Genomic DNA, 668 nt, shown 5'->3' with positions numbered 1-668 from the left:
GGCCGGAACTGTCCTTCTTCAGCCGCTCGCCGATCTCGCGGAAAGCGCTGCGCTCCAGCGTCGACAGACCCTTGTCGTTGGCCGGTTGCCGGTGCTCGGCCAGCCGGATCACCTTGTCTGCAAAACGCCGCTCCGGCTTCGGCACGATGGTCAGCGCCGGCACCTCGCCCTTGAACGGGTCGACTGGCTTCGGCGCCTCCGCGACGGGTTCCTTTACGGCCGGCTCGCTCGCCGCCGGCGACCCGCCATTGGGAACAAGCGCCATGCCGATGGCTTCCGGATCGACGACCGCGTCGCCGGCGCGGGCAACGCCGAAGCCGCGAAAACCCTCGAAGGCGCGGCTGCGGCCGTAGACCGGCAGCGCCGCCAGATCGACCGGTATCTTGAGATCGGTGCCGGCGACCGGCCATAGCACCGAGCGGCCGGACCAGGTGTCGCGGCGTTCGAGCAGGCCGGCGATCTCGCCCGTGGCATCGAGGCCGAAAGTGGTGGCGACGTCCTTGAAGCGGCGTCCGATGACGTCGGCCGCCGGCTTGCCGACGATGTCGGCGAATTCGGGCGACAGCGCGCTGAATTTGCCGTCGGCGTCGGTGCGCCAGACGAAGCGCAGCGGCGGCGCGGAACGATCAATCGTCCGATCGGCGGCCGGCTCCGCCGCTGCGCTTCGT

At 70.2% G+C, this 668-nt stretch carries 1 protein-coding gene; it reads right to left on the bottom strand.

Going from position 1 to position 668, the window contains the following annotated elements:
* Nucleotides 1–668: PAS domain-containing protein (locus EN780_RS36460; RefSeq protein WP_245500252.1), on the bottom strand; the 668-nt coding region annotated here is incomplete at both ends.

The sequence above is a fragment of the Mesorhizobium sp. M4B.F.Ca.ET.089.01.1.1 genome (genome assembly GCF_004022605.1).
GTDB classification, from domain to species: domain Bacteria; phylum Pseudomonadota; class Alphaproteobacteria; order Rhizobiales; family Rhizobiaceae; genus Mesorhizobium; species Mesorhizobium abyssinicae.
Note: the sequence above shows the minus strand (reverse complement) of the source record. Positions and strands in the feature narration are given on the sequence as shown.